At 68.6% G+C, this 25,795-nt stretch carries 24 protein-coding genes and 3 pseudogenes; 7 read left to right on the top strand and 20 right to left on the bottom strand.

The window, feature by feature from the left end; genetic code table 11:
- Positions 1 to 293 precede the first annotated feature (293 nt).
- The 3 genes from ACQB60_RS35335 to ACQB60_RS35325 form a co-directional block, all read right to left on the bottom strand.
- A complete protein-coding gene (locus ACQB60_RS35335; protein WP_496930197.1) occupies positions 294 to 512 on the bottom strand; it encodes a hypothetical protein in 219 nt (72 codons plus the stop codon).
- 402 nt (positions 513 to 914) lie between these two features.
- Positions 915 to 1,130 (bottom strand): hypothetical protein, encoded by a 216-nt coding sequence (locus ACQB60_RS35330; RefSeq protein ID WP_496930196.1) that lies wholly within the window; start codon positions 1,128 to 1,130, stop codon positions 915 to 917.
- Positions 1,112 to 2,329, bottom strand: a complete 1,218-nt coding sequence (locus tag ACQB60_RS35325; protein ID WP_496930207.1) for an IS701 family transposase — start codon at positions 2,327 to 2,329, stop codon at positions 1,112 to 1,114. The genes ACQB60_RS35330 and ACQB60_RS35325 overlap by 19 nt, the downstream gene beginning before the upstream one ends.
- A 431-nt stretch (positions 2,330 to 2,760) precedes the next feature.
- On the opposite strand from ACQB60_RS35325, the gene ACQB60_RS35320 reads away from it, so the two are divergent.
- Together ACQB60_RS35320 and ACQB60_RS35315 are read left to right on the top strand one after the other, a co-directional pair.
- The gene (locus ACQB60_RS35320) at positions 2,761 to 3,540 is read left to right on the top strand and encodes an alpha/beta hydrolase (protein WP_496930195.1); all 780 of its coding nucleotides are present in this window, start codon (positions 2,761 to 2,763) and stop codon (positions 3,538 to 3,540) included.
- Positions 3,530 to 3,991, top strand: a complete 462-nt coding sequence (locus ACQB60_RS35315; RefSeq protein WP_382870784.1) for a hemerythrin domain-containing protein — start codon at positions 3,530 to 3,532, stop codon at positions 3,989 to 3,991. Before ACQB60_RS35320 ends, ACQB60_RS35315 begins: the two co-directional genes overlap by 11 nt.
- 135 nt (positions 3,992 to 4,126) lie before the next feature.
- Here ACQB60_RS35315 and ACQB60_RS35310 read toward each other — a convergent pair whose 3' ends face one another.
- Both ACQB60_RS35310 and ACQB60_RS35305 read right to left on the bottom strand, forming a co-directional pair.
- Positions 4,127 to 4,687, bottom strand: coding sequence for a site-specific integrase (locus tag ACQB60_RS35310; RefSeq protein WP_496930194.1), 561 nt, complete (start codon positions 4,685 to 4,687; stop codon positions 4,127 to 4,129).
- Positions 4,688 to 4,809: 122 nt separating this feature from the next.
- A complete protein-coding gene (locus ACQB60_RS35305) occupies positions 4,810 to 4,983 on the bottom strand; it encodes a DUF6233 domain-containing protein (RefSeq protein WP_496930206.1) in 174 nt (57 codons plus the stop codon).
- Here ACQB60_RS35305 and ACQB60_RS35300 point away from each other — a divergent pair.
- The 3 genes from ACQB60_RS35300 (at position 4,933) to ACQB60_RS35290 (ending at position 6,097) form a co-directional block, all read left to right on the top strand.
- Positions 4,933 to 5,214: a hypothetical protein gene (locus ACQB60_RS35300; RefSeq protein ID WP_496930193.1), complete on the top strand. Its 282-nt coding sequence runs from the start codon at positions 4,933 to 4,935 to the stop codon at positions 5,212 to 5,214. The genes ACQB60_RS35305 and ACQB60_RS35300 overlap by 51 nt on opposite strands.
- A gap of 89 nt (positions 5,215 to 5,303) precedes the next feature.
- Entirely contained in the window at positions 5,304 to 5,741 is a 438-nt protein-coding gene (locus tag ACQB60_RS35295; RefSeq protein ID WP_496930192.1) for a hypothetical protein, read from the top strand.
- A 230-nt stretch (positions 5,742 to 5,971) separates the two neighbouring features.
- Complete coding sequence (locus ACQB60_RS35290) at positions 5,972 to 6,097, top strand: hypothetical protein (protein ID WP_496930191.1); 126 nt, start codon at positions 5,972 to 5,974, stop codon at positions 6,095 to 6,097.
- A gap of 1,030 nt (positions 6,098 to 7,127) precedes the next feature.
- Here ACQB60_RS35290 and ACQB60_RS35285 read toward each other — a convergent pair.
- Both ACQB60_RS35285 and ACQB60_RS35280 read right to left on the bottom strand, forming a co-directional pair.
- Positions 7,128 to 7,403: a helix-turn-helix domain-containing protein gene (locus ACQB60_RS35285; protein WP_496930190.1), complete on the bottom strand. Its 276-nt coding sequence runs from the start codon at positions 7,401 to 7,403 to the stop codon at positions 7,128 to 7,130.
- Entirely contained in the window at positions 7,403 to 7,894 is a 492-nt protein-coding gene (locus ACQB60_RS35280; protein WP_496930189.1) for a DUF2975 domain-containing protein, read from the bottom strand. The genes ACQB60_RS35285 and ACQB60_RS35280 overlap by 1 nt, the downstream gene beginning before the upstream one ends.
- A gap of 212 nt (positions 7,895 to 8,106) precedes the next feature.
- On the opposite strand from ACQB60_RS35280, the pseudogene ACQB60_RS35275 reads away from it, so the two are divergent.
- Positions 8,107 to 8,441: pseudogene (locus tag ACQB60_RS35275) on the top strand (helix-turn-helix domain-containing protein); the annotation flags it as partial.
- 21 nt (positions 8,442 to 8,462) lie between these two features.
- Here ACQB60_RS35275 and ACQB60_RS35270 read toward each other — a convergent pair.
- Positions 8,463 to 9,156, bottom strand: a pseudogene (locus tag ACQB60_RS35270) (transposase).
- A gap of 55 nt (positions 9,157 to 9,211) precedes the next feature.
- Positions 9,212 to 10,279: an IS110 family RNA-guided transposase gene (locus ACQB60_RS35265; RefSeq protein WP_496930188.1), complete on the bottom strand. Its 1,068-nt coding sequence runs from the start codon at positions 10,277 to 10,279 to the stop codon at positions 9,212 to 9,214.
- 314 nt (positions 10,280 to 10,593) lie between these two features.
- Here ACQB60_RS35265 and ACQB60_RS35260 point away from each other — a divergent pair, with 314 nt between their 5' ends.
- Positions 10,594 to 10,719, top strand: a complete 126-nt coding sequence (locus ACQB60_RS35260) for a hypothetical protein (protein WP_496930187.1) — start codon at positions 10,594 to 10,596, stop codon at positions 10,717 to 10,719.
- Between the two features lie 259 nt (positions 10,720 to 10,978).
- On the opposite strand, the gene ACQB60_RS35255 is transcribed toward ACQB60_RS35260, so the two are convergent.
- The 11 genes and pseudogenes from ACQB60_RS35255 to ACQB60_RS35205 form a co-directional block, all read right to left on the bottom strand.
- A complete protein-coding gene (locus tag ACQB60_RS35255; protein ID WP_496930186.1) occupies positions 10,979 to 11,416 on the bottom strand; it encodes a hypothetical protein in 438 nt (145 codons plus the stop codon).
- Positions 11,417 to 11,567: 151 nt separating this feature from the next.
- Positions 11,568 to 11,789: pseudogene (locus ACQB60_RS35250) on the bottom strand (IS110 family transposase); the annotation flags it as partial.
- A gap of 193 nt (positions 11,790 to 11,982) precedes the next feature.
- Positions 11,983 to 12,165 carry a hypothetical protein gene (locus ACQB60_RS35245; RefSeq protein ID WP_496930185.1) on the bottom strand — a complete coding sequence of 61 codons (183 nt, stop codon included), beginning with the start codon at positions 12,163 to 12,165 and terminating at the stop codon, positions 11,983 to 11,985.
- Positions 12,166 to 13,113: 948 nt separating this feature from the next.
- A complete protein-coding gene (locus ACQB60_RS35240) occupies positions 13,114 to 13,464 on the bottom strand; it encodes a hypothetical protein (RefSeq protein WP_496930184.1) in 351 nt (116 codons plus the stop codon).
- Between the two features lie 976 nt (positions 13,465 to 14,440).
- Positions 14,441 to 15,694, bottom strand: coding sequence for a cation:proton antiporter domain-containing protein (locus ACQB60_RS35235; RefSeq protein WP_496930183.1), 1,254 nt, complete (start codon positions 15,692 to 15,694; stop codon positions 14,441 to 14,443).
- 79 nt (positions 15,695 to 15,773) lie between these two features.
- A complete protein-coding gene (locus ACQB60_RS35230) occupies positions 15,774 to 16,592 on the bottom strand; it encodes an SDR family NAD(P)-dependent oxidoreductase (RefSeq protein ID WP_496930182.1) in 819 nt (272 codons plus the stop codon).
- A complete protein-coding gene (locus ACQB60_RS35225; protein WP_496930181.1) occupies positions 16,547 to 16,807 on the bottom strand; it encodes an acyl-CoA carboxylase epsilon subunit in 261 nt (86 codons plus the stop codon). Before ACQB60_RS35225 ends, ACQB60_RS35230 begins: the two co-directional genes overlap by 46 nt.
- Positions 16,804 to 18,405, bottom strand: coding sequence for an acyl-CoA carboxylase subunit beta (locus ACQB60_RS35220; RefSeq protein WP_496930180.1), 1,602 nt, complete (start codon positions 18,403 to 18,405; stop codon positions 16,804 to 16,806). The genes ACQB60_RS35225 and ACQB60_RS35220 overlap by 4 nt, the downstream gene beginning before the upstream one ends.
- Positions 18,402 to 23,960 carry an SDR family oxidoreductase gene (locus ACQB60_RS35215; protein WP_496930179.1) on the bottom strand — a complete coding sequence of 1,853 codons (5,559 nt, stop codon included), beginning with the start codon at positions 23,958 to 23,960 and terminating at the stop codon, positions 18,402 to 18,404. Before ACQB60_RS35215 ends, ACQB60_RS35220 begins: the two co-directional genes overlap by 4 nt.
- Entirely contained in the window at positions 23,957 to 25,333 is a 1,377-nt protein-coding gene (locus ACQB60_RS35210) for an acyltransferase domain-containing protein (RefSeq protein ID WP_496930178.1), read from the bottom strand. The genes ACQB60_RS35215 and ACQB60_RS35210 overlap by 4 nt, the downstream gene beginning before the upstream one ends.
- Positions 25,334 to 25,342: 9 nt before the next feature.
- Positions 25,343 to 25,765, bottom strand: coding sequence for a carboxymuconolactone decarboxylase family protein (locus tag ACQB60_RS35205; protein WP_496930177.1), 423 nt, complete (start codon positions 25,763 to 25,765; stop codon positions 25,343 to 25,345).
- Positions 25,766 to 25,795: the final 30 nt, after the last annotated feature.

Below are 25,795 nucleotides of genomic sequence, written 5' to 3'. Positions count from 1 at the left end.
GCCACGGCTTATCCCAGCGGTGTCCCCATGGGGTGGGGCCCTCCATGCGTATCTCCTGTTCTACGGGGCTGTTACGACGACCTCAGTGCTCGCCTTCACCGGCAGCCCGGACCCGTCGTCCATGCTGAGGGTATAGGTGCCAGGATCCACCTGCACGTCCCACATATACGACTTGGGCGCCAGGGGGACAGCGGAGTCAATAATCGTCCGCTGATGTGTCACGGAATTAGTCGCAGAAAGCTCGCCCAGCCTGCCCGTGGCATCAACACCAGCGACCAGTGTCCAGGAGACCGCTACCCTTGAGCCCCGGCTGACCGGGCCGGGGGGGTGTTGAGCAAGAGGACAATCGGCTCCTGTTCGCCGGTCGCCGAGGACGGGGCGGCCGGGGCAGCGACCCGGGCGGACCCCTTCGCGAAGTGGCCTGGCGTGCCGTAGGCCGCGGGGGACAGCAGGGCGATGCTCGCGGCTGCTGCGGCGGCCGCGATGAGAGCCGTGGAGCGTTTCGTGGTCACAGTGGACCTCCTTGATTGGGCTGGCTGTGGTCTGCGGAACAGCAGCTTCGAGCGCAGCTGATGATCACCGAGTGTCCTGGGATCGGGGCCCCGCAGGAACGGCGCAGAACCGGGCATCCGCAGCAATCTCACGATCACGCCGCACCCCCACGCACCCTCCATTTACTACGGTTCGCTTGGTTCATGAGTTTGGAAACCGATTCCTGCGGTGCGCGCATGTGGGGCTGCGGCAGAAAGGGTGCCGATCGCCCTCCAATGCAGGTGAGGCCCCCCGTGACTCGCCCCTCAAATCGGCACCAGCGGGAATTCCGGGCGGGCCCATGCTCGATCACGTAACTCCTATTAGGGCCCGTATCGGGTCGTGATCAATGGGTGGTCCGGGCAGGTCTTTGGCCCAGATCGTCAAGGCGGGCAGGTGGAGGTCGGTGAGGTAGATTCGCGATCTCGTTTGTCGCGGGTGGCGTAGTGGCAGCGTTGCGCGCGTGTTTGGTGGGTGCGGCGCCAGCGTGACTGGGTGATCTCGGTCGCTGGTGGTGGGGGCGATGTGACCCACGCGAGTCGGTTGAGCAGGCGGCGGATCTCCTCGGCGGTGTAGTGGATCAGCTTGTCGACATGCATCGGCAGCCCCCTTTGTCGGCTGGCATGGCGGGTAACTCGTCGGGCCTGTGGGGTTGTCCGAGGTCGCGGGTCCGGGCGGCGGTGATGGTCAGGAAGGCGAGGGCGGCCATGGACAGGGTGATGTGGCGGTGCCAGGCGCCCCAGGTGCGGACCTCGTAGTGGTCCAGGCTGCAGTCGGATTTCGCGGTCTCGAAGCAGTCCTCGATGGACCAACGCAGGCCCATCACGCGGACGATCTCGCTGATCGGGGTGCCGGTGCGGGCGTGCACGGCGAAGTAGGCAATCTGCGTGGGGTCGGTGATCGAGCGCCGCACCAGCAGGAGATGGACGTAGCCGCGGCGCGGGCCGTCTTCGGCGCCGCCGGGCCAGCTCACCTCGGCCAGGGCCCAGTCGTAGGAGCGCGGCCCCTTGGCTCCGGCCCCGCACGAGCGGCGCTCGAACACGACCGGTATCTGGGCGGTGAACGCGTCCACCCGCAGGTTCTTCGTGCCGTAGGTGTGCACGGTCTCGTCGATGGGGACGGCCATCACATACGGGATGCGGCGCCGCTCCAAGGCGGCTCGGAGCTTGCGGTCCTGTCCGTAGGCGCTGTCGGCGGCCACCCAGCCGAACGGCACCCGGGCCCGGCGGCACCGCTCGACCATGCGCCGGCCCAGCTCCGGCTTGGTCACCACCGCCTTCGCCCGTGCGCGGGGGATGCGTTGGGCGCGGCAGCGACCGGCGTCCTCGCACCAGGCAGCGGGCAGATACAACTCCCGGTCGATCAAGGCCCGTCCGGTGTCGGTGGCGTACGCGCAGAACACCGCGACCTGGCAGTTCTCGATCTTCCCGGTGATCCCGGCGTACTGCGGGGCCACCCCGGCCGACATCCGGCCCTTCTTCAAAAACGCCGTCTCGTCCAGCACCAGCACCCCGTCCTCGCGGGCCAAAAACCGCACCACGAACGACCGCAACGCATCCCGGAGTTGATCGGTGCACCAGGTCGAACGGGCCAGGAACCACTGCACCCGATCCGGCGTCGCGTGCCCGACATGCTCGGCGATCTGCCAGCCGTTCTTCCGCTCGACCGGCGCGATCAGCGCCTTCACATACGCCATCGCCATCCGACGCGGCTCCACCCGCCCAAACACCCTCGCCAGCACCGCGAAGAAGTCATCGAACCAGCCCGACCAGACCTGCACCGCCCGCTCCGTACCCACAACCAGCCAACGCGCCACCCGCCGACGAGACACGAACACGAGTCACGGCTGTAGTACGGGTTAGTCGTTGCAGACACCGTGTCCCCCGCAGGTTGTGTCGCATTCCGGAGGGCCGGCGCCCCGGCCTGTGACGCGCTGCGGTGCATCGGTGTGTGCCTTTCGCGGGTGTTACGAGTAAGCAGCATCCCAGTCGGAGGGGCCGCCGCGCGGCTGCTTGAGAAGGCGGCATGCGCAAGGCGCGCTTGACGTTGCCGAGAACGCGGTGTGAGGCGATGACGCCGACGCGCGGTCCTCGGAGACTGCGTGCTCACCCTGACGCCCTTGCGGCAGCGCGACCCTACTGCCCATCTGACCTTGGTGGTTATAGTTTCAGGCAGCGTCGCGTGCCGGTGGCGGATGGATCGTCAGGCATGGAGGCGTCGTATCGAAAGGTGGCTCCGGCCATTCCCACCCCAATTTCACAGAAGATCACGCTTTACCCCGCCGAGGACCAGTTCTTCGGCCCCCGACCCGCCGTCCTCGTCCTGCCCGGCGGCGGCTTCCGGGAACTTCCGCCACACGAGGGCGAAGGCTACGCGCGCTGGCTGTCCGGCCTCGGCATCCACGCCTTCGTCCTGTCCTACCGGCTGCTGCCGGACCGGTTCCCGGCCCCGCTCGAAGACGCCCGGGCCGGGTTGGACCACATCCGCAACGGTGACCACGGCCTCGACGTCGGCCGGGTCGGAGTCATCGGATCAAGCGCGGGCGGCCAACTCGCTGGCCTGCTCATGACCGGCCGGGTCCTGTCCATCGAGGAGGGCGTCGCCGACCCGCCCCGACCGGACTTCGCGATTCTGGCCTATGCGCTGGCCGACCTCGACCTGCTGCCGCCGCCGGTGGTCGAGAACCTGCTCGGCGACCTGCTGCCCATCAAGGACGAACTGTCCCCGGCCAAGCATGTGGACGCGTCGGTGTGTCCGACCTTCGTATGGGCCACCGCTCAGGACCCGCCGGGCCTGCCCAACGCCCTGGAGTGGACCCGGGCGCTGGCAGCGGCCGCGGTACCGGTGGAGTTGCACGTCTACCCGGGCGGCAGCCACGGCATCGGCCTGGCCGACGGCGTGGAATACGGCGGCGAGCCGCACAAGTTCATTGCGCGCGAGCCGCACACCGCGTCCTGGACGGCCGCGTGCGCGGCCTGGCTGCGACGGGAGGGCGTTCTTGCCGACTGACCGCGTCACCGCCTGGGGCGGGGAACTGCAGCGGGTGCACGGCAAGCTGCGCAATGCGTTGGCGTTGGCGCGGGCGGGACTGGACGGCGGCGACCCCGCTGACGCCGCCACCGACCTGCTGTTGTTCTGCCACGGCTTCTGCGCTGCCCTGTCCGGCCACCATCGCGCCGAGGACGGTTCGCTGTTCCCGGAACTGGTACGGGCGCGACCCGACCTGGCACCGGTGGTCGCGAAGCTGACTCAGGACCACAACATGATCGAGCACCTCATTGGTGGATTGCAGAAGGCGGTGGCCGACTCGACCGACCCGGAGGTGGCGCACCGCCATCTGGACGGGATCGAGGCGGTCATGGAGACGCACTTCAAGTACGAGGAGAAGCAACTGGGAGCGGTCCTGGACGGCATGGACGCCGACTTCGACCGCACCGAGATCTTCGGCCCGATTAGCTGAGCCGCGTCCCGGTCGCGCCGCCCGCCGACGGCGCGACCGGGAATCCACCCGGGTTCGAGCTGAACCGCCACCGCCTCGCCCAGGTCCTGAACCGCGACCGCCGAGGTTTCGGTGAAGCGGTGAACCGGACTTATGTCACGAACCCCGACCGGCCCTAACTACACGAGCCGAAGGGCGCGACGTGGTTCGTGGCTTCTGGCAGCCGTCGTACGACACCGTTGTCGGTGACTTGCCTGCGCAGACGCTCGATCTCGTCGTGCTGAACGGCACTGCGCGGGCGATGCCTTCTTCCCGGGCCCACGAGCAAAAGCCCGACAGGATGCCCATGTTGAGGTTCCATGTGCTGGGGCCCCATCGGTTCGTGAGTTCGCCGGCCAACCGGTACTCGGCGTACATGCCCAGGGCGGCGCGCAGGGCCGGACCGTCGCCCAGGGGGCTGACACCCCGGACATGGAGGAACGCCAGCCAGTCGCGAAGGCAGTTGGCGCTGTTCTGCCAAGTGCGCGTGGCTGGAGCCCCGTTCAGCGGAAGCTCACGCAGCCAGCGATTGACGAACACCGTCGACCGGGGCGCTCCTGGAGCATCCTCGAATCTCAGGTCGTCGTCGATGAGTACGGGCATCCGGTCCCGGATGAGCGGCTGTTGAGCCACATCCCAGGACTCCCAGCCGGTGGCGGAGAAGCCGATCAGTTGCATGGCGCGGAGCCTAGATATTCGACACGCCGTCAGCACAACAGACTTGAAGGAATCACTCCAGGGCGCATCGCGAGGAAAGCGACACGCCGGTTAAGCAGCGACTTCCGGGTGCAGTCGGCCGTTCACTCCAGCACCTGGAGCTCCTTGCCGGGACGGCAGTGCGGGCATGGGTCGACGCCCTGCGCCAGGGCCTGGAGCGCCTGCTGCCGCGTGATGGGGTGGCTCCTTTTCGTTCCGCTCCAGCAGTGGCCGTCGTGGACGTAGACCGCGGTGCGGCCGGTGAGCCCCTTCTCGATCAGCCATTCCGGCGGCGGTGGGCGACGGCGCTCACCCTCGGCACGCTCAGCCTCTCGGCGCTCCTCGGCGGCGATCCACCGGTCAATCTGCGCGAGCTGCTGCAGGGCCTGCTGCTCGATGACGCGGCGGGCTGTCCCGTGACAATGGATCTTGAGCGATTGTCATCCAAGTTTGAGTGTCCGCAGCAGGGATGGAGTCCGTTGTCATCCAATCAGGCTGTTTGGGCGTGACGTTCCCCGTTTCACCCCTGTGCGCAGGCGACCCTGAATCCTGGCTACAGAGCCTGTTCTGCCTCATCCGACTGCCCTTGGAGAGATCAATGAAGACGTCGAAGTACGCTGCCGTTCCGCTGGCCGTGGGGCTGGCCCTGGCCGCCGTCACGGTTTCCGTGCCGGCCGCCGCCCAGACCCACCCGCCTTCAGAGAGTCCGGCTTCGGCAGCCACGCGGGTAACGCTGACGAACGTGGACGACGGCCGGAACGTGATCCTGAACACCGGCGACGACGTCGTGGTCAAGCTTTCCAGCTACCGCACCAACGGGCTCAACTACACCTGGGACGTTCCCGCATCCAGCGTCCCCCTCGTGCTCCGGCGAACCGCAGGCAGCACGACACCAGACGGTGGTGCTCGCGCCGTCTTCCATGCCGAGGGCCCCGGCGTCAGCACGATCACCGCAGTGCGCCACTGCCGCCCCGACCCTGGCCGCACCTGCCCGCTCGTCATCGTGCCGTGGAAGGTCGCAGTCGAGGTGAAGTGAACGAGGGGGCTTCGCTGGCTCCCGGCGGGGGCCAGCGGCTCTCGTCTGGCCATGTTGTGAAGATGCGGCTACCGGCGCTCGAACTTGGATGGCAATCGCTCAAGATCCGCTGTCACAGGACACGGGCGAACCGCAGACGGGAAAGGCATGCCGCCACACTAGAATCGCTCATGTGTGCGATTTTATGGTGTGGTGGAGCACCACTGCCCACACCAGCACCAGGAGGCGGCATGACCGGCGAGGAGGCACTGGCCGCCCTGGGCGTCGATCCTGCCGCTCTGGAGCCCGCACCCGCCCCGACACCCCGCAACGCCGCGGCATGGGTCCGGCTCGGGCCGCCCTGCCCGGTGCCGTGATCGGTGTGCGGCAGCATGGCCGTCGCAACCCACATCATCGACGACCAGCCCGCCACGGGATTCCGCTGGCTCGACATGTGCCGCACCCACCTCCTGGCCGCGCACGAGAGATCCTGATGGACGTGAACGACCAGCCCGGCCGATACCACCTCCTCGTCAGCATCGACGGCACCCCCCTCCATGCACGGCTGGTGGGACCGGCGCGACACAGCCGACAAGAAGTTCCTCGCCTGGGCTCGCCAGCAGCTCATGATGGTCGGAGTGGATCTGAACAAGACGTTTGTGCACGGCGGGAAGTGGCGGGGGTCGTGCGCTATCGCGGGGCGGAGCATGTCACCGACTGGCCTGCTGCTCCCTCTCGTTGGTCCAGAACGCGGTCGTTGCCCTCCAGCAGGAGGCAGTGCGCCACGCCTTTGCCAGTGGGTACGACCTTGAGACGTGGAGTGTTCCCGCCGTCCTCCTGGATGCTCCATGCGGCTCCGCTCACCTTGGCCGGCACGCTTACCGCGCCGTTGGGGCCATCAATGTAGTCGTGCCGGACGGATTGCAGGTTGCCTCCTTCGGTCCAGGCTTTGTACGTCACCTCGGGACTCTTGTCACCGCAAGCCGTCAGGAGTCCGCAGGCAACAGCCAGCCCCGCCATCGTGGTGAGGAGCTTCGCGGCTGCAGGTATGGGGAAAGTGGGCATGACTCTGGCCTCTCGGTCGGTGAGTTGTGGGGTCGGGGAAGGAGCTGTCGCTGGCGAGGACTCGGCTTGCCGCGGCCTGGCCGAACGGTGTGCGTAGCAGGGTGGATCCCGCTGCTGCTGTGGCAGGCGTCCGTACGTGGGCCAATGCCCGGCGCAGCAGGCCGCCGACGCCCAGCGGCGGGCAGCACGGCGGGCCCGTACCGCGATGAGGTGTGCGGACGCCGTCGTCAGGCGTCACTCGGGAGTTTGCTGAAGATCAGGCGGAGCGGGTCGCCCAGCAGGGGTGGTCGAGGGCGTCGTACCTGGTGATTGTGTGCAGGCGGTCGGCTACCGCGACCGCGGTCACCGCGGCGGGGAGCCGGCCGGGACGGATGCTCCGGATTCGTGCTCAGCCCTGCCCCTGTCCCTGGGGTCATCGGGCCCCCAGCGCAGCAGGTCTCCGGGCTGGCACTCAAGCACCTCGCACAGCGCGGCGAGCGTGGTGAAGCGCACCGCCTTGGCCCGGCCGTTCTTGAGCACCGCCAGGTTGGCGGGTGTGATCCCCACGCGGTCCGCCAGTTCACCCACGGACATCTTCCGCTTGGCCAGCATCACGTCGATGTCGACGGCGATCGGCATCAGATCACCTCGGCCAGCTCGGCGCCCAGCTGCGACGCTTCGACGTCGCGTGCGACGGCTTGTGCGAGCAGCATCCGCAGCACGAGCACGATGAGTGCGTTCCCGAAGATCGCCAGGCTGACCCCGCCCAGCAGGGCCACAACGCCCGGGGGCACGACCTCGCCAGGCGCCAGGACCGCCCCGAGCGCGAGCACCAGGAGCGAGGCCGCCACGAACGCCCCCATCACGAGATTGACGTAGCGGAATGCGGCCTGGGAGAACACGGTTCCGCGTTGTGTCATCGTCACCAGCCGCCACACGCAGACCAGGACGACCTGGACCGTCACGACACCCACGACCATGATCACGAGGACCGGAGCGCGGCGGTCCACGAGGATGCCCTCCCCCATGGCGCCCGTCAGCATCGCCATCATCACCGCCTGGGCGGAGACCGCCCCGGCGTGCAGCGCCACCACCACCGCGCGCAGCGCGAGCACTGTCAGCTTTCCCAACGCCACTCCCTTGATCGAATCACAATGGAAATCTATCGAATATCGATAGGTATGGCAAATCCGGTGCACCTGCGGGGTGGTCCGCCTGCCCTCCCGAACTTCTGACGCAGTGGGGCGAGCCGCCTCCAGGGCCCCCGTGGAGCGGCTACTGAGGTCGCCCGCGTGTTGCCGTAAGGGCTGGCAGGTGGTGACTGGCGCGGTATGTCCGAGCCATGAGGTATCCGCAAGGCGGTGGCTTGACTGCCGAACGGCGTGCGTTTCGCGAGCGCATACGTATGGATGCAGCCGAGATGTTCGCCGCCGGGCAGGACAACGCGGTGATCGCCAAACAGCTTCGGGTCAGCGTCCGGTCGGTGCAGCGGTGGCGCCGGGGATGGAGGGCACCGGAGAGCACGGATTGCGTTCGAAAGGATCGGCCGCTCGGCCAGGACTGAGCGAGGCCCTGTTCGCGGTGCTGGAACAGGAGTTGGCCAAGGGGCCGGTGGCGCATGGCTGGCCAGACCAGACCTGGACCCTGGCCAGGATCAAGACGCTCATCACGTCCCGCAGAACAACGCAGGGAGCTTCTTCAGCGTTGCCGCTCCAGGGTGAGGACAGCTTTCGCGATTGACGTCATGCGGTTTGGGCTGCATCAGGATCCGCGGAAGATCCGCCAGGACTTCAGGAGCGCGACGCCGCGTTCGACCGGCACACGCGCCGCGACCAGGGCCCGATTCCGGGTCTTCTCGGTGAGGCTGAGTTCCTGCAGGGGCCTGCGCTTGATGCCCGTGGTCACCCAGGGGCCACCGCCCTGGTAGGCGAGATCGGCCAGGATAGGAACGCCCTGGCGCTCGCAGATGCGGATGATCCTGTGGGTGCGGGCCGCGGTCAGGTCGTGAGCTCGGCCCGGCAACGCGGGTGAGAGCCACAGCAGTCGACCATCCGGATCGGTGACCACCTGCACGTTCACGCCGTGCCAGCGGTGTTTGTGAGAGTTAGTCGGCCCGCCCGTCGCCGACCCGGTCGCACTCGGCGAGCGTGCCGTCCAGCAGGACGAAATCCGTATCGGCCTCGCGCAGGAGCTTCAGCAGACTCGGGGCACGGTCAGCCAGCAGGTCGATGACGGCGTTGGTGTAGGCGTGAGCGGTGGATTCGCTGATCCCGAACCCGGCGGCGATCTTCGCCAGGGTGGTGTGTTCGCGCAGGTACACCAGTGCCACCGTCGCACGCTGAGAGGGGCGGAGTTTGCAGCGGCGGTCGCCCTCACGGGTGACCACGAGCATCGTCACCCACTCTACGAGCGCATGTGGCAGGTCGAGTGCGATGCCCCTATGGATGTCAAGGCCAGGCGGGATGTGGGTAGTTGGGCTGGAGCATCTTGTAGATCGTCCGGGCCAGGTAGCGTTTCAGGCAGCGGATGACCTCCCGCTTGGACAGCCCTTCGGCGGTGCGCCGCTGCAGGTACTTCCGGGGGGCGGGATCCCAGCGCAGGCGGGTGAGGACGGCCCGGAACAGGGCCGCGTTGGCCTGGCGGTTGCCGCCGCGGTTGAGCCGGCGCCGGCTGGTCTTTCCTGAGGACGCCTCGACGGGGCTGGTCCCGCACGGGGCCGCGAACGATGCCTCGCTGCGCAGCCGTTCGGGATTGTCTCCGGCCGCGATCAGCAAGATGGCAGCTGAGTCCGCCCCGATCCCGTTGATCTGCAGCAGATGTGGGGACGCCTCGTGGACCAGGGCCGTCAGCTGGAGGCCGGCCTCTCGGATCTCCGCCTCGAGGAACTGGATGCGGCGGGCGAGTCGCCCCAGGGCATCGGCCGTGGCCGTCTCGACGGTGTGGCCCGGGACACGAGGCAGCGTCGTGCACCGGGTGACGAGCCGGGACAAGGACAGGTTCTCCAGAGGCTCGCGAACCTGCGCTGGTGCGGTGACGGGCACGGCCCTGAGCTGGTTGACGGCCTGGACCCGGGCCTTGGCCGCCGAGTCTTTGGCAACCTTCACGATACGCAGGGCCTCGACGGGGCCGTCGCCGCTCTTGGGCACGGCACCGCTCCAGCCGGCGAGCACGGAGCGGGCGGCGGCCTCCGCGTCCACGGCATCGGTCTTGCCCCGCCGCCGACGCAGCTGCCGGTTCGGCCGGTTCACCTCGACGACCCCCACCCCGGCCGCCCCCAGGATCCGGGCCAGGCCGGCGCCATAGCAGCCGGCGCCTTCCACTCCGGCCCTGGCAACGGGACCAAACTGGTGGGCCCAAACCATCAGTTCCCGGCATCCCGCCACCGTGGTCGGGAACGAATGCACATCCAGCAGCTGGCCCAGCATGCTGAGGACCACGGCGACATGCATGTCTTTGTGCGTATCGACCCCGATGACGATCTCGGCCTGGTCGGAAACCTTGGCATGGGCACTCACAGCTTCCGTCTCCCTCCAGCGCGCTCAGGCAGCCGCTCACCGAGCAACGGGACGGTCAGACCTGTGACGATGCCAGAGCAGACAAAGCCCCTATGCGGACACGTCCCCACCCGAAGGCGGCGTCCCCTTCCGGAGCACGAACGGCAGATCGCACTCAGGGCATCTGCGGACAGAGCCGGGCAGGATATGGGTCAGCCCGCACCCCGAAGGGAACAGGACCCATCCTCACAGGCAGGATAGATGTCCAACGAGGCCCCCGAGCAACGTGATTGAGACGTCAGACATCTCGATCAACAGCCCGGGGGCCTCGCTCGTTGCACCTCACGCCCGTCACCAGATCGGTGGCCAACTCGAAGAAGCTCAATGAATGGGACAAGACCTTCGACGGCCGCCGGCTCTGCGCAGCCATCGCCGACCGGATCACGTTCCCTGCAACCTGATCCAGACCGGCACCGAGTCCTACCGGCTCAAGGCCACCGAAGCCGAACGCCAGAGCCACTGAGGGGTAGCGCCGAGGAAAGCCGCCAGTAGTTGATCTTGATGCCTAAAGAGTTTCCTACGGGGCGTAGATCGTTACCTCGGCGCTACCCCTTTTCGGTTCACCTGGGCCATGGGCGTCGCACACCAGGCCCGACTGCTGGCGCGCCCGCCCGCGACGATCAGCTTGTTCACGGGGTCCATGACTGCCCGTTCAGGCTCTCACTTGGTGAGCGACATGTCCTGAACGTTGACTGTTACCTCCGTGAAGGGAGGCGTCCCACCGAAAGGATTCGGATCGGGCGTCGCGGTCACGGTGGCCCAGCCGGTCCCAGCCTCCCAGGCTCGTCCGAGGAAGTGCTCTACGTCTACCGCCCAGCCTACCGGGGTGTTGTTGTTGCAATTGACCTTGCCCAGGCCCATTCCGGCGCCGAGGTTACCAACGCTCCCGGCCAGCTGGACATAGATCTCCGCTGGATCGGTTCCGGCACAGGTGAGAGTGCCGGCCACCCTGGCTGTCAGACCGTCGGCGGAGATCTTGGCGGTGCGGTCGACGGTGAGGGTGGCAGCACTGGCGGCATGAGAGGGCAGGGCTGCGCCGAGAGTGAGCAGGCCAGCTGCGACTGCCGTAGTAGTGAGGGTGCGGATCGGATGGTGCACGACTCCTCCTTGCAGGAGCACGGCGACCTGGGAGCGTGTTGTCCCGCCACGATCACCGCCCCAGTTCCGGCCTTCATGCTGACACCTGTCCAGTATTTCCGCATTTAAGCGGTACTTACGGTCCGCCCTGACTGATTCCTCATGCTTCCTGTCAAGCCGTGAGAGCGGTGGGCGGGTGACGTCGTCCGTCGCGCAGGAGGGCCCAGAGGGCATTGACGCGGCGGCGGGCGAGAGCCAGCACGGTCTGGATGTGACTCTTCCCTTCGGCGCGTTTGCGGCCGTAGAACTGGTGGGACGCCTCGCAGCGCCGGACGCTCAACAACGCCGTAGTGCAGAAGACGCGTTGGAGGCAGCGACTGTAGCGGCGGGGGCGCCGAGGGCATCAGCGATCTCGCCGCGGCGGCTCTGATCGAACACGAGAGCAGGTTCCTCCTGGTTGAGGCCCCACCCACTGCCGATTCCGACACCGTCAGCGTCGGCTGGGAGCTGCCTACCGGCCGCATCCGCGCCGGAGAAACGGTCTTCCACGGCTTCGCCGCGTCCTGGCCGAGCACTACGGCTACGAATCAGTGCAGGTCAACCGTCACCTCGGACACACCGACCACCGCCACGAAGGCGGCCCGGACGTTCGGGTGTCCACCTACGCCGTCGTCGCTGAACAGCCCGACAGCATCCGCCGCACCGCCCACATGGGGCACCGCTGGCGACAACGACGACATCAGCCGCACCATCGAGGGCGTCAACCCCATCCTGCGGGCTACTACACGGACACCAGCAGCTGATCAGCCCGCACAACGGAGCCGGGTCCTTTCGAGCCGCGCCTGCCAGGGACACGGACCGACAGGACCCGGTGACACACAAGCTATCGCCACACGCGGCTTGTCCATCGCGGACACTCCACACCCACAGACACGAAATCACCCGATAGAGGTGGCCCCCAATCCCGCTGATGATCATGGACCTGTGCCGTGTCCGTCCCCGCCACGAACAGAGCAACGTGGCTCCCTATCCCGCCGATGCGGTGGCTCTCGTTCACCCTGACAAAAACAAGGGGGCCTCTACCAGAAACGGACTTAACGACCTCTGAGATAGCTGGTCATGGGGCTGGTGTAGGTCGGGATCTCGTGCTCGTGCTGTGACGCTGGCGAGGGTTAGTCGGGGTGTGGGATGTGGTCTGAGCTGGGGTTTCGTTGCCGTGCCTTACGGCGTGGTGGGGGTTGTGACCTGGTGTTGTGTCAACTTGGTTGATGTCGAGATTCGATCTTTCTGAGTAGCGGGTGGTGTGCCGCTTTCTCGCGCTGGATGGGGCCGCAGCTCTGGAGGGGCGGGGCGAGGTGGCGGTCATCGTCTGGGATGTCTCCGGGAAGCCGTCGACCGAACCGCTGATGAGACAACGCCCAACGGCTGCACAGCGTATGCGGGTTCAAGGGCCCGATCGACTACGAACGTAACTACCGAACCACCCTCGCCGAGGGATCGGCCGCATAGATCGTCTGCACGCCGCGAGGGGATTGACACCTCAACCCCCCTACACCAGCCAAGCCCGTCGTGCCGCTGCCACAAGGTCACTTGGCGGCCCCTGCTGAGCGCGCCAACGTGTCCTCCAGTGGAGAGGGCGTCCTCAGCATGCGCCGGCGGACCGGGCGGTCTCCTGGGGCTGGGCCTGGCGGTGCGGGAAGTCCAAGCATTGGGCAGTGCTACTGCCGTTCGGATTTGCTGGAACTCCATCTCGTCCGGAGATGGCGAACGCTCAGTGGCGTCCGTGCTGTGCGTGATTCTGTCTGCCGGTGGACGACGCTGAGCGGCCCCAGGCCAGAGAGGATGTCGATCAGTGGCGTGCTGGCGGACCTGTCGGCGTCGATCACAGTGATGGTGGGGACGTCGAGGTCTGCGGGGCGCAGTTGACCGGGTGAGGTGATCCTGTGGATCGGGGCCACGGTGGGGACCGCTGCGGCCGCCGCAGCGGTCGGGTCGGTGTCCGTGTCCGGAAGGATGAGTGCGTCGCTCTCCGCCAAGGCGGACTGGGCGGCATTGAGCTGATCGGTCATGGTGTAGCACCACTGGTCGGGATGTTGGCCGCGGATGCGGGGGACGCGAGCACGGAGCACAGCAAGCACCCGGGAGACCTGTTCGGTGCTGCTGCCTGGCGCCATGACGAATGCGATCCCCTCTGGATCTGGCACCGCCAACTCGGCTGCCGTGTCGGGAGTGCGGAGAGGTACGAGTTGGTCATGCTCGGCCTTGGTGAGGGGCAGCGTGTCCAATCGGTCCCACACGGGGGCGCCCACGAGGGCGACGCGTAGTCCCCGTGCCTGGAAGTCCCGTACCGCGCGAACCGCGTTGTCCACGGCGGGGCAGGAACTCTGCGGTGCGCAGCCGCAGGCACGCCATGCGATCGAAGTAGCACCAGGAGGTGACTGGTGCGGCAGGGAGCCCAGTTGCTCGTGAGATTCCACGGAGCCGCCGACGGGGTGCGGTGGCGGGGAGAGGAGCAGGGCTCTACGGGTGCGCAGGACTGCCCGCCAGGCTGCGATCTGCTCGCGCGCGTGTGCCAGAGCCCGGGGGCACGATGTGTGTGCTGCGATCGCCATCCCTCGTGTCATGCCGTGCGGGTCCCGGTAGGACACCGCGCAGACCAGGCCGCCGGAGCCAGGCACCTTCCCGTCCAGATCGTCCGCGGTCAACGCTGCGGTCCGGACGGGGATGTCGGCTCGCGCCATGGCGGCGACAAGGAGCGGATGCGCTGGGCAGTCGACGCGCCCCCGCTCCGGATGTACCCAGGAGCGGGCCACCAGGGCCCCTGTTACCTCCAGTGAATGGGAAAACGTTTCCACGAGCACGCTGCGGTTCATCGGTTCTCTCTGCGAGTGTGGGGACCCCGCCGCACGCACGCCTTCCGAGTGGCCCTGCCACGCGCGGCGTGCATGCGGCGCAACTGACTTCCCCTGCATATCGGGAGATCGAAGCGGGTTCTGGGCGCACCGCCGGAAGGTCTGTGACGACTCCTCAGCTGATCGCGAGAGTTCACTCTGTTGTGGTCGGATGCCGATCAGGTCCGGCTGCGGAGGCGCGGGTGCACGGGGAGAGAGAGCCATGGGGTTCCCTTGCCGGAGATGCTTTGACGAGCCCGCTGAGTGCGGTGGTGACCAAAGCCATCAAGACGCCCATAGTAAAGACCTGTTGGTCGATGACCTTGAGGGCCACTCCAGTGTTCAGCACCACGATCTCGGTCAGGCCACGGGTGTTCATCAATAGGCAGAGCGTTCTCGTGTCGGCCCACGTCAGACGTGATGCCCGCGCCGGTATCAGGGTGCCGATCACCTTGCCCGCGCAGGCCAAGCCGATCACAGCTGTCAGCTCGAGCCATCCGTGGACGCAGAGTCCCCCGATGTCCACCCCGAAGCCCGTGACGATGAAGAAGGCGGGAAGCAGGAACTGACTGATGTGGTCGAGGGGCTGGAGCACCGACGTCCGCAGTGCGTCGGCCGGCTCTCGGGGCATCACCACTCCGAAGGCGAAGGCTCCGAAGATGGCGTGGATGCCGATCCACGTGGTGGCGTACGAGGACAGGAAGACCCCTGCGGCGACCACTGCCAGCAGTTCCCCGGGATGTCGTTCCGTCCTCCGGGTGACGAAGGCGGTCAGCAGGGGCCGTGCCACCAGGGCAAGGGTGAGGAGGTAGAAGGCGGACAGCAGCAGTATCCGGCCGACCTCCGCCGGACTGTGTGCGGTCACCAGGGCGGCGCACAGTGCCAGCAGACACCAGGCCAGAACATCGTCCATGGCCGCCGCGGTCAGCGCGGTCACACCGACCTGAGTACGCGTCAGTCGCTTCTCCGCGAGGATCCGCGCGAGAACGGGGAAGGCCGTGATCGCCAGCGCGGTTCCCAGGAACAGGGAGAACACCCCGAACCGCACGTGATGGCCCCCGACTTCGGAGTGTCGGGAGTACAGCAGGGCCGCAAGGCTCACTCCGCACCCGAAGGACACGGCGACGGCCGACAGCGAGACGGCAGTGGCCCGCCGCGCGGTAGCACCGAACAGCCTCGGATCGGTCCGCCAGCCGATCAGAAACATGAACAGCAGCAGGCCGACCTGGGCCACCGCGGACAGATAGGGGCGTACCTCGACGGGGAAGACCACCGATTCCACATGGCCCGGCAGCAGGCCGAGCAGGCTGGGGCCCAGCACGATGCCCGCGGTGATTTCGCCGATCACAGTCGGCAAACCCACCTTGCGTGCGAGCCGGCTCAGGAGCAACCCGGTCAGCAGCATCATGGCGAGTCCGACGACGACCGACCCCAGGACCAGTTCCGGGTGTGTGGCAGGTGACCTCACGGTGCGCAGCCTCCGTGGCTCAGACCTTGATACGGCCCAGTGAGAGGAGGTCGATCATGGTGGAGCCGCCGTGATAGGCGGTCATGGCTCCGTCGAGGGTGAGGCACTCGCCGGTGACCATGCCGGCTGCGTCGCTCGCCAGGTACACGGCGGCGCCGGTCACGTCCTCGGGGGTGCCGAACCGGCCGCCGGGCACGGCCCGTAGCAGCCCCGGTCCGACCTCCGGGTGCGCGGTGAACTGCTGGGTCATGTCGGTTGCGACCCAGCCGGGTGTCAGCGCGTTCACACGTACGCCGCGAGCGGCCCATTCCGCGGCCAGCGTGCGGCTGAGGGAGATGGTCGCGGCCTTGGCGGCGGCGTAGGTCGAGAGCATCGGGACGCCCGCAAGGCCGGCGACGGAGGACATGTTGACGATGCTGCCGCTGCCGCGGTCGAGCATGTGCGGGGCCACGGCGCGGCACATGCGGACGACCGACTCGAAGTTAACCCGGAAGCCGGTGGTCCAGTCCTCGTCCAACAACTCGGTGAACGGGCCCGCGTGACCGAGTTCGCCCGCGTTGTTGACCACGATGTTGAGCTCGGTGAACTGGTCCAGTGTGGTGGCGACGGCCTGCCGGATCTGCTCGGGGTCGCTCAGGTCGCAGGGTACGACCAGGGCTGTCCGCGACAGCTGCTGGATCTGCGCGGACACCTCCTTGAGCGCGTCGGTGTCGCGGGCGATCAGGGCGACGTCGGCGCCGCACTCGGCGTAGGCGATCGCGATCGCCCGGCCGATGCCGCGGGAGGCGCCGGTCACCAGGGCGCGCTTGCCCTCGAGGGTGAAGGGTGAGGGTGCCATGAGAACCATCCTTGTTTCGCAGGGGTGTTGGCGGGGTGCTCGATGTGCCAGGGGGTGTTGCTGCCCAGAGGGGCTGCCTCCGCGCCCGGGAGGTCGCCGGCACCGTGCTGTGCGATGTGAGCCAGCACGGTCAGGACTGCGGCGAGGTCGTCAGGGGCCGGTCGGCCGCGTGTGATGGTGATGGTGGGCGGCAGGTGCTTGTCCGAGGTGGTCATGTCGGTGGGTTTCCGTGTTTGCAGGTCGGCAGCAGCGGCTGCTTGTCGCGGAGCATGTTCAGCGCCCTGATGAGTGTGGAACGGGTCTGTGCGGGGTCGATCAGGTCATCGACGAGGCCGCGCTCTGCCGCGTAAGCCGGATGCATGAGCTCTCCGCGGTACTCCTTGATCCTCTGTTCCCGGACGAGAGCGGGGTCGTCGGCGGTGTGGATCTCACGCCGGAAGACGATCTCCGCGGCCGCCTCGGCGCCCATCACGGCGATCTCGTTGGTGGGCCAGGCGAAGGAGACATCGCAGCCGATGGAGCGGGAGTCCATCACGATGTAGGCGCCTCCGTAGGCTTTGCGAAGGATGACCTGGAGGCGGGGCACGGTGGCGTTGCAGTAGGCGTAGAGCAGCTTGGCGCCGTGCCGGATGATGCCGCCGTGTTCCTGTTCGACTCCGGGCAGGAAGCCGGGTACGTCGAGCGGGATGTTGAACGCGTCGCAAGTGGAGACGAACCGGGCTGCCTTCTCGCTCGCGTGGATGTCAAGGACGCCTGCAAGGCCCAGGGGCTGGCTGGCCACGATGCCGACGGGCCGCCCGCCGAGTCGTGCGAGGGTGCAGACCACGTTGGTCGCCCACCGTTCGTGGACTTCCAGGAACTCCCCGTCGTCGACGGTTTCGGTGACGACCTCGCGCATGTCGTAGGGCTTCGACGCGTCGACCGGTACGAGGTCGAGCAGGCCCGGGGTCCGCCGGTCGGGCGGATCGGCCGGTGTGACGGACGGCGGCATCTCCCGGTTGTTGGCGGGCAGGAGTGCCAGGAGGTAGCGAACGTCCTGGAAGCAGGACTCCTCGTCGTCGTGGACGAAGGCGGCGGCTCCGGAGCGTTCCGCATGCGCGTCGGCACCACCGAGGGCCTCGTGGGTGACCTTCTCCCCGGTGACCGCCGCGATCACGTCCGGTCCGGTGATGTACATCTGGCCGCAGCCGCGGACCATGAAGACGAAATCGGTGAGGGCTGGGGCGTACGCGGCGCCCCCGGCGCACGGCCCCACGATGACGCTGATCTGGGGGATCACTCCGGATGCCGCCGCGTTACGACGGAAGATCCCGCCGTACCCGGCCAGCGCGGTCACCCCTTCCTGGATCCGCGCACCGGCGCCGTCGTTGATGCTGACGAGCGGGGCGCCCGTACGCACCGCGAGATCGATGAGTTTGTGGATCTTCTCGGCGTGCGCCTCACCGAGCGAGCCGCCGAACATCCGGAAGTCGTGCGCGTAGCAGAAGACCGTGCGGCCGTGGACGGTCCCCCATCCCGTGACGACGCCATCGGTGCGGGGGCGATTGTGCTCCATGCCGAAGCCGGACGACCGATGGCGCCGAAACGGCTCGATCTCGGTGAAGGTGCCCTCGTCGAGGAGGAGGTCGATCCGTTCCCGCGCGGTGAGTTTGCCCCGTTCGTGTTGCCAGTCGTCGCCGCGTCCGGTGGGTCCCGCCAGGATCTCTGCACGCTGGCAAGCCAGTTGATCGGCGGCAGATCGCAGGTCGGCGGGGCCGGTGGACCCGTCCGTGGGCAAGTCCCGGCCTGTTGAGTCAGTAGATGATGTGGTCATGAAGGCACCGTCATGTTCGTGTTCGAGATCTCAAGCAGGACGTTGCCGTCAGGCGTGCAGGCCCGGGAGGTGCCGTCCGCTCCGTGGTGCAGAGTGATCACGTTGCCGTAGCGCTCGGCGATGTCCGCGTCGTTGCCCGTGGTGAACAGGGCGACCCTCCCGACGGCACGCGGCACCGGCGCGATGGGGGGCGCCGCCGGATCCGCCAGGAGCGCGCCGGTCCGCAGTGTGGCGTCCAACAGCACGGCGGGCAGGGTGAATTCTCTGAGGAGAGGGGTGTCACCGAGGCGGGGCGCCCAGACGGCCCGTGCGTTGGTGGGGGTGGCGCGGGGCTCCTGGACGTTGCGGAAGACGCCGGAGAGCGCGACGGAAGAGTCCGGGCTCTCGTAGGGGTCCGGGACCAGGGGGCCGACCGTCTCCGCCGGGCGGAAGGGATCGGGCAGCCGGGGTTCCTCTGGCGCGTTGAGCAGGATCGTGGTGCTGAGGTGTCGCCGGGAGGGCGCCGCCCGGTCTGTGTCGGGCGCCGAGTCGATGGTGACCAGTACGGTGTCGCCGCCGTGCCGCGAAGGGCCGCCGCGCAGCTGTTCGGCGCGTACGAGCAGGTGGCGCGGGTGACTTCCGGTGAACGGCCGGACGAACGCGGTGAAGTCACTGTCGAGGAGGGCCCGCACGACCCTTCCGGGAAGCAGGTGGCAGGCCGCTTCGGCGGCGATCTCCAGGAGGAACGTGCCGGGCAGGGTGGGTTTGCCGTCCACCGTGTGGTGCCACAGGTATCCGTCAGTGTCCCGGTCCAGGCTCAGTTTCCAGGTAGCGGGTTCTTCACACATGGCTTCGGACCGGTTCAGGTACGCGCGGCGCGGGCCCTTCGACAGGGCGTCGCGGTGGTGGCCGGTGTGCTCCGCGACCGCTCGGCGCAGTTCCAGCTTCCCGAGATAGGGCCGGGTACCGCCGCGCCGGGCGGCGGCAGCCTGGAGCTCGCGCCGGAACTGCCGGGCGGTTTCGGCGGTCGGCACGGCGGTGAGGGTGGCGCTGCCGTTGAGCTGGCCGGCGCTGAAGGCTCCCGCCTGGGCCCACAGCGGGAAGGCCGCTGTGAACTCGCCTCCGGGCGAGCCGGACCGGGTGGCGCACCACGCCAGGAACTCGTTGCCCGCGCAGTAGTCGGCCTCGCCGGGAAGGCCGAAGGCGGAGCCGAGGACGGACCCGATGTTGCACCACAGTGCGGGGTCGTCCTGCGCGAACGCCTCCTTCAGATGGTGGTAGCCGAGGACCTTGGTGTCCCGAACGGCGCGGAACGATTCGAGGGACCGGTGTTCGATGAGTGCTCCGCCGGGCAGCCCCGCCGCGTGGATGACCAGATCGATCCGGTCGGTGTGCCGACGGATCGCGGCTGCCGCGTCACGAACCGCCTGGGGATCGCGCACGTCGCAGGGAAGATAGGTGACGCGGTCTGCGCCGTACGGCTTCCCCAGCCGCCGCAGGGCGGCCCTCCGGGCCTGGGCGGCGAGCGTCTGGTCTGCCCTGGCGACCAGTTCACGTACGGGGGCCTCGGGGTGGCGTCGCCGCAGGTCCAGCAGAAGCTCCGCGCGTCCCGCGGCGGCGACCGGTTCGGCGCTCTCCTGGTCCAGCGGACTGCGGCCAAGCAGCCACAGCCGGGGGGTGACCTGCTCCCCGATGTCGTGCAGCAGAGCGTTCACGATCCCGCTCGTGCCGCCGGCCACCACCACGGTGGAGTCTGCGGTGAGCGGCAACACATCACCGACGACAGGCGGTTCAGTCTCGGTCAGAGCCTCCACGTAACGCGTTCCGTCCAAGTAGTACGCGACGGGCGGGCGCTCGACGGCCCGTCGTTCGGCGGCCAGCCACCCCAGCATCCGCGGGTCTCCCACGGGGGCTTCGGTGAGCAGGGCGCCCACTGAGGCCGCGGGGCGCTCCCAGGCCAGCGCGCGGACGAAACCGGTGAACAGGGCGGCGTGAGGGTCGCTGTCGGCAGGACGACAGCCGCCGCCCACTACGGTCATGCCCCCGCTGGCGTCCCATCGTGGCCACAGGGCGCGCGTGGCCAGAAACATCACGTCGTGGAGCCGCAGCAGTGCCGGATCCGGCTCGGGTACACGCGCCCCCGACACCTCGGCGAAGCCGGTGAATACGGTGAGGTCCGGGCGGCAGCGCTGTGTCAGGGCGCGCAGCCGCGGCGCGGTGCGGGACTCGTCGGCGTCGTCGATCCGCACCGCGTCGGCGGGTGCTTCGGCAGCGCCGCACGCGACGACCGCTCCCGCTCGCTCGAGTGCGGTGGTCATCGTCGTGGCGTGCGTTCCCGGACCGAGCAGGACGAAGCCACCGGGTGGGACGGCCTCGGACGGATCGCCGGGCCGTGGGCAAGCGGTGATCCTCAGCGTACGAGAGTGAGGGATGGTCAGCCCGTGGCCGTCCGGCGGAGCGGCAGGGCGGGCCTTCACGGAGTCGGCGAGCAGGCGCAGCGTGGCCTTGGCACCGGCGAAGTGCTCGGCGCCCCGTAGCCCTTCGTCCGTGTCCGCCGCCTCGTGCGGGCGGTCGGTGTCGACCGCCGCCAGCACAGTCCAGCCCTGCGCGTCCGCCTGCTCGCGCGTGGTGACGGCCAGCAGGAACGCCCCTTCCGCAGGCTGGGCGCTGGTGCCGTGGCCGCCCAGGAGCTCGCTGGCGGGGTCGGCGCAACAGGTGAGGACCAACGCCAATTTCAGCCTGCCGGACTGCAGTTGGCGGCGGGCCACGGTCAACGCGGCGCGGGCGCTGTCCGGGCCGGCGTCGATGGTCATGGCCGTGCCGCGCAGGTCGAGGTGCGCGGCGACGCGGGAAGCGATCACGTTGCTCATGACCCCGGCCTGAGTGTCCTCGGTCGGCTCCGGCGTGGCCGCGCGGACCGTCTTGGACCAGCGGCCGATGGCGGCCGCGGCCTGTGCGTGCTCGGCCCGCCGACCGAGGGTTACGGCAAGGTCGTCCAGGTAGCAGCGCAGTGTCGCTTCGGTCAGTGCACGGAGAGCTCCGGTGTGCGCGACGAACACGCCGGTCTGTTCGGCGATCGCCGCCCAAGGCTTGCCATGTTCCTCGGCGAACCGGGCGGCCACCTCGATCGCCATCACCTGGGTCGGGTCGATGGCGCGCAGCGTCGTGGCGGGCAGGCGGACGCGGGTCAGGTCGGGCAGCGGATAGGGCCTGCCGAACGACCGGTCCGGCGGCTGGCCCTCGGAGCGCAGCCAGCGGGCGACGGCCTCATGGTCGGGCTCGCCCGGCAGGTGGGCACTCCACCCGACGAGCACGATCTCGTCCGGTCGCACGGCGGGCGCGGTACGGGGTGGGCGGGCGGCGTGTGGCGGCAGGTCCTGGACGAGCAGATGGGCGTTGGTGCCGCCGAAGCCGAACGCGGAGAGGCCGACGGTGCGGGGCGTCGTCTCCTCAGCGGGGAAGGGGGCCTCACGGTCGGGGACTCGGATTGCTGCGGAGTCGATGCCTTGGGGAAGTTGCCCGAAGTCCGGCTGGGCCGGAATGTGTTCGTGTTCCAGGGCCAGCAGCGCGTGGACCATGGAGACGGCTCCCGCCGCCCAGCCGGTGTGACCGACGACCGTCTTGTTCGCCGTGCACAGGACCCCCTTCTCCGGGCTGAGATCGTTCAGCATGCGCAGCTCGATTCGATCACCGACACGGGTTCCGGTCGCGTGCGCAAGCACCCAGTCGGTCTGCTGGAGCGAGAGACCGTTGACTTCGTAAGCCCGGCGCAGACACCTGCGCTGTCCTTCGGGGTTGGGCGCGTGGATCGCCTTGCCGCGGCCGTCGGACGCCGCGCCGAACCCGGCAAGGACCCCGAGTACCCGGTCGCCGTCGGCCTGGGCCCGCGACAGGAGCTTCAGCGCCACCAGGCCCGCACCGTCGCTGAACAGCGTCCCGTCGGCGTCCGCGTCCATCGACTTCACCCGTCCGCTCGGCGACAGACCGCGCAGCTGGGAGAACAAGGAGCCGACGACCGGTGTGAACACCTCCACGCCGCCGCAGAAGGCGATGTCGCAGGCGCCGTCGAGAAGCGCCGTCGCGCCCAGGTCCACCGCGTACAGGGCCGATGCGCAGGCCGTGTCCACCACGACCGCCTCGACCGGATCGGGCACGGTGTTGGTGACGGCGTCCTGGACGATGGCGTCCGGGAGCGCGAGCCGCATGTCCGTCACGGCGTAGCGATAGTGCTCCCGCAGGGTTTCCTGGATCTCCGCCGCGGCTGCGGCGCCCACCTCGTCGGTAACTGCTTGGACGGCCCCCCGCACCACCAGGGATTCGGCCAGCCCCTGGCTTCCTCCGGGCCATGCGCCGACGTACACGCCGACCCGGTCGGCGTCGCTGAGGCGCACGCCCGTACGTGCTTGGTTGAGGCAGTCGTGCAGCCAGGCCGATGCCGGTGTGGCCCGGTCGGCGGCCCCCGGGGCGTGCTGGGGGCCGTGGATGAAGCCGGCCACGCGTGAGTAGGACTTGTCCGGCGCGTGCGGCGCGCTGGACCAGAAGTTCTCCAAGTCGTAGCGGTCGCCTGGCTCGGTGAACGCGGGCTTCGGGTGGTGCAGCAGTTCCCAGAACTCTTCGGTGCCATCGGCGCCCGGCACCTTCACCCCCATACCCACCACGGCTACCGCTTCGTTGAAGCCTTCACCCTCGGTCGAGGTCGAGGTCGAGGTCGAGGTCGAGGTGCGGTGGCCGGGGCTCGGCGCGGCAGGTGCGCGGCGGGGATGCGGCGCGGCGAGGGCCCGAGCGGCCGTCGGCGGTGACAGGGCCGCATGGCTCAACGAGAGGCCACCGTCGGCGAGGATCGTCTGGCCGGTGATGAATCCGGATCGGTCGTCGGCGAGAAACAGGACAAGCTCCGCCAGATCGGCCTCGGTGGCCAACCGACCCAGCGGGGTCGCCGCCACCACCACCTCCTGAAACGCGTCGGCATCGGGAAACAGGCGGACGGTCGCCCCGTCCACCGGCCCGGCCGAAGCGGTGTTCACCCGGATCCCCAGGGAGGCGAACTCGACGGCGAGATAGCGGGTCAGCGCTTCGAGCGCTCCCTTGCTCACGCCCACTGTCGCGTAGTTGCCGAGTACGAAGCCGCCGCCGATGGACGACACGTTCACGATGGCGCCTTTGCCGCGCGCTGCCATGAGGGGCGCGGCGGCCTGGGCACAGCGCCTGGATCCGTCGAGATTGACGGCCATCGCGCGTGTCCAGTCCTCCTCCCGCAACGTATCCATCGGTGCGAGAGTCCCCCTGGCGGCGTTGTTCACCAGGACGTCCAAACCTCCGTGTGCGGACTGGATCCTGGCGAACAGCTCCGTGACGTCGTCCGGTTTGGCGACCGAGGCGCGCAGTGCTTCCGCCGAGCCGCCGAGCCGGACGATCTCGTCCACGGTGGCCCGCGCCGCGTCCGCCGAGTGGAAGTAGTTGACGATCACATGGGCACCCCGGGCCGCGAGGGCCCGCGAAGTCACCCGGCCGATGCCTTTGCTCCCGCCGGTGACCAGGGCGACCCGTCCACTGAAGGCCGAATCCACCGTGCTCACCTCGCCTTGGAACCGTTGGACGCCAACTTGTGCAGAAGGTTCGCGATGGCGGGCAGGGTCGTGTACGACGTCACACGCACATCCAATCCCGCCGCGTCCAACTCGTACCGCTTCGCCAGCTTGCTGAAAAGCGTGACCTGTTTGATGGAGTCCACGCCCAGATCCGCTTCGAGGTCCACGCTGTCGGTCAGCATCTCCGTCGGGAAGCCCAGGAACTCGGCGTACGTGGTCCGCAACTCCGCGGCCAACTGGTCCACGGAAGGCAGTGCCTGACCGCCGTTGTCAGTGGTGACGGCGGGAGCCTCAGGGGCGGTCGCCGCCGGGGCGTCGGCTGGCTCACTGACCGGCTCGGAATCGGTACGATCAGGCGGCCAGCTCCTGTCCGCGGCGCCGACGGTCTCCGGCTGCGCAGCCGAATCGCCGAACAGCCCGGCCAGCTCCTCCCGGCTGCGCCTTCGGTCGAACGGAGCGACTGTGGTGATGCCCGGCGGCAGAGCGGAGTGCGCCAGGCGTGTCAGGATGCCGCGCGCCCCGGCCTCCACAAAGTGCCGTGTCCCGTAGTGATGCAGCCTTCGCAGCCCCTCGTAGAAGTCCACCGGCTGAACGAGGTGACAGGCGAACAACTCGTGCACGTCGTCCCGCGTCGTCAGATAACGGTTCAGGATCGCGGAGTAGACGGGCGTACAGGGCGGCTCGACGGGCAGGAGCGCGGTGCGCTGCGCCAACAACCTGCCGGTCGCCGCGAAGGCGGGGTTGTGGAAGGGGCGTGCCGCGGGCACCCGCGCCGCCCGCACACCGAGAGCCTGCGCAACGTTCTCCACGCCCACGAGCGCTGTGGCGGGTCCGGAGATCACGCATTCCTCGGGGCCGTTGGTCACCGCGACGGCCAGATCCGGGTCGTCAGCCAGCCCCACCAGGTGGTCCGCGCGGCGACGGTCCACCGCCACGAGGCACATCGTCCCCGAGGGACCGGGCACCTCGCCGAAGACGGACCAGCGCAGGCGTACGAACCGGGCGGCGTCCCTCACCGTCAGTGCGCCCGCGACGGTGACCGCGGCCAGCTCGCCGAAGCTGTGGCCTGCCAGCACGTCGGCGCGCACACCAAGTTCGCCGAGGATCGCTTGGGCCGCGAGGTCCATGGCGAGGATGGCCAGGTCGAGGCTTTCCGGGGACTGCCCGGCCAGCACGTCGGCCGACGGTGCGTCAGGCTCCGTCAGAAGTGCCGAGGCGGTGAAGCCGCCCACAGGGACGCCGACGGACTCGACCGCGTCAAGGATGGCGCGGACCTCGGGGACCTGGGCTGCCGCCCGCAGAACGCCGGGGAGATAGGCCCCCTGGCCCGGGAAGAGCAACGCCGTCCGGCTCGTACTCATCAGTGCACCTCAACTCGATGTTTCGGCTGTGCCGAGTGGAAGTAGGGCCAGTGCTTCGAAGACGTCGTGGGCCACCGCGACGGCATTCAGCGCACGGGGGATGCCGGCGTGCGCTGCGACCTGGAGGAAGACGCCGGTGATCGCCACGGGGGAGGCGCCGCATTTCAGCGCGAGCGTGACGTGCTGGCGCACCTGGGGTTCGCAGCCGCCCAGGGTCGCCATCACCGCCAGCGTCACCAGCTCGCGCGTGGCGGGTTCCAGGTCCTGACGGTGGTGGAGTTGGCCGTACAGGAGACAAACGACCTGCTCCGTCAGCGCCGGAGATGTCCGGTCGAGCTCCTCGATGAATCCGTTGGTGCGCTCCTCGCCGACGAGGGAGCACAGGGTGGCGAACCCGCGCTGGTACCGCGGCCCGTCACGGCCCTCCGACATGGGTAGAACACCTCCACACGTGCTGGCAGG

This window comes from Streptomyces odontotermitis, from assembly GCF_050510915.1.
Taxonomy (GTDB): domain Bacteria; phylum Actinomycetota; class Actinomycetes; order Streptomycetales; family Streptomycetaceae; genus Streptomyces.
Note: the sequence above shows the minus strand (reverse complement) of the source record. Positions and strands in the feature narration are given on the sequence as shown.